This is a genomic window from Mesotoga infera (assembly GCA_011045915.1).
Lineage (GTDB): Bacteria > Thermotogota > Thermotogae > Petrotogales > Kosmotogaceae > Mesotoga > Mesotoga infera_D.
Map to the genome: position 1 here is coordinate 1 of DSBT01000212.1, position 5,609 is coordinate 5,609.

7 protein-coding genes are annotated in these 5,609 nt (G+C 48.7%); all 7 read right to left on the reverse strand.

The window, feature by feature from the left end; translation table 11 throughout:
• Window positions 1–109: 109 nt before the first annotated feature.
• Window positions 110–463: a hypothetical protein gene (locus ENN47_07575; GenBank protein HDP78028.1), complete on the reverse strand. Its 354-nt coding sequence runs from the start codon at window positions 461–463 to the stop codon at window positions 110–112.
• Between the two features lie 37 nt (window positions 464–500).
• Window positions 501–731, reverse strand: a complete 231-nt coding sequence (locus ENN47_07580) for a hypothetical protein (GenBank protein HDP78029.1) — start codon at window positions 729–731, stop codon at window positions 501–503.
• The gene (locus ENN47_07585; protein ID HDP78030.1) at window positions 728–1,771 is read right to left on the reverse strand and encodes an RNA-dependent DNA polymerase; all 1,044 of its coding nucleotides are present in this window, start codon (window positions 1,769–1,771) and stop codon (window positions 728–730) included. The genes ENN47_07580 and ENN47_07585 overlap by 4 nt, the downstream gene beginning before the upstream one ends.
• A gap of 265 nt (window positions 1,772–2,036) precedes the next feature.
• Entirely contained in the window at window positions 2,037–2,372 is a 336-nt protein-coding gene (gene avd, locus ENN47_07590) for a diversity-generating retroelement protein Avd (protein HDP78031.1), read from the reverse strand.
• A 34-nt stretch (window positions 2,373–2,406) separates the two neighbouring features.
• Window positions 2,407–3,681, reverse strand: a complete 1,275-nt coding sequence (locus ENN47_07595) for a hypothetical protein (GenBank protein ID HDP78032.1) — start codon at window positions 3,679–3,681, stop codon at window positions 2,407–2,409.
• Complete coding sequence (locus ENN47_07600; GenBank protein ID HDP78033.1) at window positions 3,668–4,093, reverse strand: hypothetical protein; 426 nt, start codon at window positions 4,091–4,093, stop codon at window positions 3,668–3,670. Before ENN47_07600 ends, ENN47_07595 begins: the two co-directional genes overlap by 14 nt.
• Complete coding sequence (locus tag ENN47_07605; protein HDP78034.1) at window positions 4,090–5,148, reverse strand: hypothetical protein; 1,059 nt, start codon at window positions 5,146–5,148, stop codon at window positions 4,090–4,092. Before ENN47_07605 ends, ENN47_07600 begins: the two co-directional genes overlap by 4 nt.
• Window positions 5,149–5,609 lie beyond the last annotated feature (461 nt).

Below are 5,609 nucleotides of genomic sequence, written 5' to 3' on the forward strand. Positions count from 1 at the left end.
GAGCGAAGACTCAACGCTAGCAATTGCGAAGAGAAGTTCGGGTTCTATTTGAGGATCCGCCGACTTCTGTTTTACCCAGGTTCTTATATCTTCAAGCGCTATCATGACATCACCCCATAAGTCCTGCCAGGAGATCGAGCAGTTTTATTCCGAACGCTCCGAGCAAAGCAAGTCCGATCGCTTTCCAGAGTTCTATCTTCTTGGCTTTGATTCCGAAAGAGTTCTCCATAGCCTTCTCTATTAGCTTCTGATTCATCTCCCATACATCCTGCATGAACTTCTTGTAGAAGCCGTTTTGCATGAATTCTTTTATGTTCTCTTCGACTCTGTCCAGCCTTTCATCAATCCTTTCGTCTTGAGCTTTGTTCATTTCGGTTATCTGCCGTTTATTCGCTTCTGTCACTTTTTGTATGATTTGTTCCTCAAAGCCTTGCTTATTCTGAAGGAAGTAACATTCTTCCATCGGATGTTTGCCCCCCATGTTGTTCCCACCTCCAAAACTAGAATCTCGCGGGCAGCAACATAATCAGCCCTAATATGGCGCCTATACACGTTGCGACGAAGTCAAGAAGCTCTGGAGTCCCCTTATTCAACCACTTATCCCAGACAACTTCTTTAATGATTCCGGCCAGACATCCACCCAACAAACCGATCACAACGTTTTGGAATAGGCCGCCAAGAGCAAGGGAAATTATCCATCCAAACACCGCATGAGCAATTTTGTCTTTCACCTGAACACCTCCGAAAGGCCCGCAAAATCAATTACTCTTTGCATGGCCGAGTACGATTTTGAAAACTTACATTGCCCCTGCCAAGACGCCACTGATGAACGAAGCTTCTCGAGTTTCACTGCCCCGTCTTCATAAAGAACCCTCAGTTTTCGAAGTCTTCGCTTACTTCTGCGGATATTTGCTCTTCTCAGCAGGAGTTTATCTGCCCAGATCCGATAGCCGAGAAAATCAATTCCACGCGATACTGGAAATATTCCGGTTTTATGATTCAGTGCAAGCCTTAGCCGGTCTTCCAGATAACCTTTTATTTCGCTTAAATATTCCCGGAGTCTCTGTTTGCTGTGATCCAGAATTATGAAGTCATCTACATATCTTACGTAGTGTTTCGCGCGAAGATCATGCTTGACAAAAGTATCCAGTTCATTAAGGTAAATGTTTGCGAATAGTTGACTCGTCAAGGCGCCTATCGGGATCCCTCTGGTACATCCGCATGAACTGCTATCAATGATTGTATCTATTAGCCATAGCGTGGCTTCGCAGGAGACCCTCTTCCTAAGAAGCGTCTTTAGAACAGTATGGTCGATCGAAGGAAAATAGCTCGAGATATCCGCTTTAAGACAATATGTTCTGGATGAAGATCCCGCCAGCTTCCTTAAGAAGTAAATGGTTCTTTCAACGCCCGCATGAGTGCCCTTTCCCTTTCTGCACGCATAACTGTCACATATGAATCGCAGGTCGAAAACCGGCTCAATAACATTGCACAGTGCGTGCTGAACGACCCTGTCTTTGAAGCTTGGCGCCTGGATTATCCGCCTTTTCGGTTCACACACAACGAACTCTCTATACCTCCCTGGGGAGTACATCTTCCAGATGAGTTCGTTCTGGATGGTGATAAGATTCGCTTCAAGGTTGTCCGTGAATTCGAGTACATCTTCTCTGTATCTCTTGTTCTTTCTTGCCTTGATATACGCAAGATAGATGTTCTCAAAACTGTAGACCTTCTCGTATATGTTATTGGCTCTTTTCACATATACCTCCATAGAAACAGCGGAGAACGTTGGTTCGCTACTAGCTCTCCACCGGCGTTTCTCGTATTTCGCTATAAGCGAGGATCTGAATTCCTTTGGCATTTGCTCTGAAAGAATGCCCTTAAGCATTCTTCTTCTGGCGATTATCAAAGCAGCGCGCAGGCCAATGTTGTTGTTCCGGTTCGTAGGCTCGTTGTTCAGGTTCAAGATCAAGCCCGACCGGGCATTCGACCCATTGTTCCAGTTCCCGCCCCGGAGGGCCGCACGCAGAAACAATTCAGACCCTTATAGACTTCATCCACCCACCGATCATTTTTCCAATTTCGGTCAAGTAGCCAGCCCATATCTCGTATTTTTTCAATGGTACAAATTTCAAATTAACCGCCAACCGCACGTAACTCCTCAGAACATCCAGTTCCACGTCGAGTTCCTGCATGGTGGTCTTCTTGAAATACTTTTTGTTGCAGACGATCACTAACTCGAGTAACCTGAACATAGATCTCTTTATCTCGGCTGCCAGAGTGTGTTTTTCGCTTTTTGGAAATTGCGCCAAAACTATGTAAGCATATGCAATCATGTCTTCGATCTTCTGCTTTATTTTCAACGGCTCCATGCTATTGCCTCGCTATCGCTCGTCCTTCAGACCTTCAGGATCCAGATTCCAGATCTTCATCTGCCAAAGCAGCGCGCAGGCCAATGTTGCTGTACCGGGTCGCAGGCTCGTCGTAGAGGCCCATGATCACGCCAGCCTGGGCATACGACCCATTGTACCAGCACCCGCCCCGAAGGGCCGCACGGGTAGCGTTAAGGCGCCAGTAGGTTCTATCCAGCCATTCACTCGTTCCAGATACATCCGATGGAAGCGCCAAATCCGGGTAGTCGGTACGGAGCTTCTTGAACCACGCGTAATAGTAGGGACTTGATGTTGGCGAAGCCAAAACCATTCCTGTTCCGGGCATCATCACCGCAGCAGAGTCGCTGTGCGCAACCACCGAAGAGCCAGACGCCCCTCTTGATACCGTTATGGTGTTTTCCCCGACGCCTGTTATCATCATTATTTCAACGTCGATCTGAACCGTTCTGTCAACCGCAAAACCATCTGCCCCGGGACCGTTCAACAAGTTCTTATATGTGATCGTCACTGGGTCGTCCGTTCCGATCGCTCCGTCCAGATACGCGATGCAGCCAGTCGGAATCACGCACACAGAAGCGCCATTGTTGTCCCAAACACCGTCGGTTACAAGAAAGTCGTTCCACTGGTACACGTTGCCGACTATTCCCCAGATTCCGTTCTTTTTGCCATTGTGAAACCACGTATCCGGCCCTGTTCCAGCGAGAACTCTGGAAATAGCATACCCGCTATAACCCGGCTGAACGGGGTCAAGTTCTCCATAGTATTCAGGGCTGTCTGGATCCCGATAATCTCTTCCCCATGAATTGTTCCCACGCAGGTTGTCTCCCACCAGCCATCTGGCGAGAAAACAGATTGTGGCCCATTCGCGCATAGTTACCATATGCCATTGGCGGCCATCCGTGTATCTGTTCTCGATAGCAGTTTTCGCGTTGTACCAGTCTATGTCGGTCCATACTACTTTTCTGTACTGCGAAACCGCTACATCTGTTGTGGATCCCGGCGAGATCGTCGGGCCGGTTCCAATACCCCGAGAAGAGTCTGTGGCAGCTTTGTGGCTACATTGGTACTTATCGAACCAGAAGCCGCCAAGATGGAGATCGTCACCGGGGAATTCCCCGCTCTCCCAACCAATCCCTTTAGGAATAGTGAATCTCGGGATATACACCGCCACCGACGAAGAGCCGTCATCTGTCGCGAATGTATATTCGAATGATTTCATGTCCACTTCTCTTGCCAGCGATCTCAGGTCTCCGAATCGCTGGTACGAAAGAGATTTATATCTTCTCATCCTTCACCACCTCTTTGGGAGGTTCGGTACTTCGAACCAGATAGATCGGAGTGCCTTTTTCATATCCCACGATCGGAGAAGTACCTTCAAATCCGAAGACGGCGTATTCCACGAACCCAACCACGGGTTTCCCGTCTCTCCACTCAAAGACAGGAGTGCCGTCCTCGAGGATCTCAAAATACGGTTTCCCGTTCACAAACCCCAGAGGAACTGCACTCTTCGCGGAAAGACCGACACTTTCTCGGTCTGTTTTCGTTCTCTCGCAAAAGTCGGACAGAAACACCTGGCCATATTTCAGCGCTTCCTCTTCGCTCTTCGCAATTACCTTTCTTCTGTCTAGGACTTTGTTGACGTCCTTAACGGCCAGCTCATAGACATTCCCTTCTAGAAGAACCGCAGATACTTTAATCATGATGACGCATACCTCTTTTCAGTCACTCTCGCGCTTCCTGCAGAGGCGGACATGACGTAGATCACTCCATCCACGACATCCTGATAGACGTCCCCGGGGAAGACGATCTGGCCATATGTCGCTTCATCATCCGTGAGCACTTCGATGTTCACGCTGCCCTGGTTGAGAATATGTATGATCCTCTGACCGCTCCATGCTGTTACCCCGCCTTTTGCTTCGGCCGGGGTGGTGGAAGTAGAAACCACATCAGTCCGCATCTCGGAGACAGGAAGCCCTCCGTATTGCATAGATTCTATGGAATCGGTCACACCCTCGATGGCGGTCTCGAGATCCGCAAGGGTTTTCGTAGCCGAAAGGGCAGAGAGATCCGCAATGAGCTTCTCGAGTCTGCCTATCACGGTAGTATTTGCGGAAGTATCACTGGTAGAACCGAGTGCTACATTATCGCCATCAGCGACCTTAATGTCCACTTTGTCAACTATCTTTTTGACACCGTCTGTACCTTTAATAGCCTCAAGCAAAGCTCTCGCGGCTTCAAGAGTCGTCTCTGTGGCAAAGTCCTTTCCTTTGAGATTCTTGAGCAAGCCGACCATCGTGGCCAATGTATCGGCGTCATCGGTAGTTCCGAGAACTTCAAGAAATGTCTTTAGCGTGTCGAGCGTAGTCTCGGTCGCGTAGTCCTTTGCCTTCAAGGCCTTCAACAGCCCGATGACTGTTTCGGCGGTTGCCTCGTCTGTTGTGGTTCCGAGAGTCGCGATCTTCCCGTCCGTAGCGATGAAGTTTATCTCGCCGCCTTCGGTGAAAACCAGTGTGTTGCCATCTGCATCAATGAGTTGCACTCTATCTACTTCGACACTCTCGATTGTCACATCGCCGACGATCTTTGCCCTAATCTCATCGTTTTCGGTTATTACGTCAACAAGCTTTTGAAGGATCGATCCCAGAGTATCTTCACTGGCCACATCTCCTATGTCTCCGATCTTCACGTCCACTCTGTCATCGTCTTCAGGAAGTCCAACTACCCTTCGAACCTCATATCCTCTTGTGTTCTTCATGTTATACCTCCAAAACTAACCGCCCTTCCGGCGGTCAGATAATTACCTTAGCTTTTATCTTAATTCTTTCAATCTGAGTTATCTCCCCGACTGTGGCGGTGGTCTTTAGATAGTATGTTCCGGGAGGAGCGTCGCATTTTTGAAGAAGCCGAAAGAAACCGTCTGGATGAGCGAAGACCTGACTGTCCGAAATCTGCTCAAACACCCCGGTTTCATCGTATCTTTCAAGTCTCGCCTCTACGAGTGTCGGCTCTACTGGTATCCAGGATCCTGTAACCAGGTCAAACCCTTCCACAACAGCATCTACGAAGAAAGTGTCAAGCGCTTCGACTGCGAACTGGCTTATCGGTTGACCGTCCAGTAAGTGCCTGATCCGAATGTTGGTTATTATTTGGTCTGGGGGAGGCTCATAAGTGCGCTCCATCCATGAAGACTGATCGTCTGAGCACTTAAGCTCTACA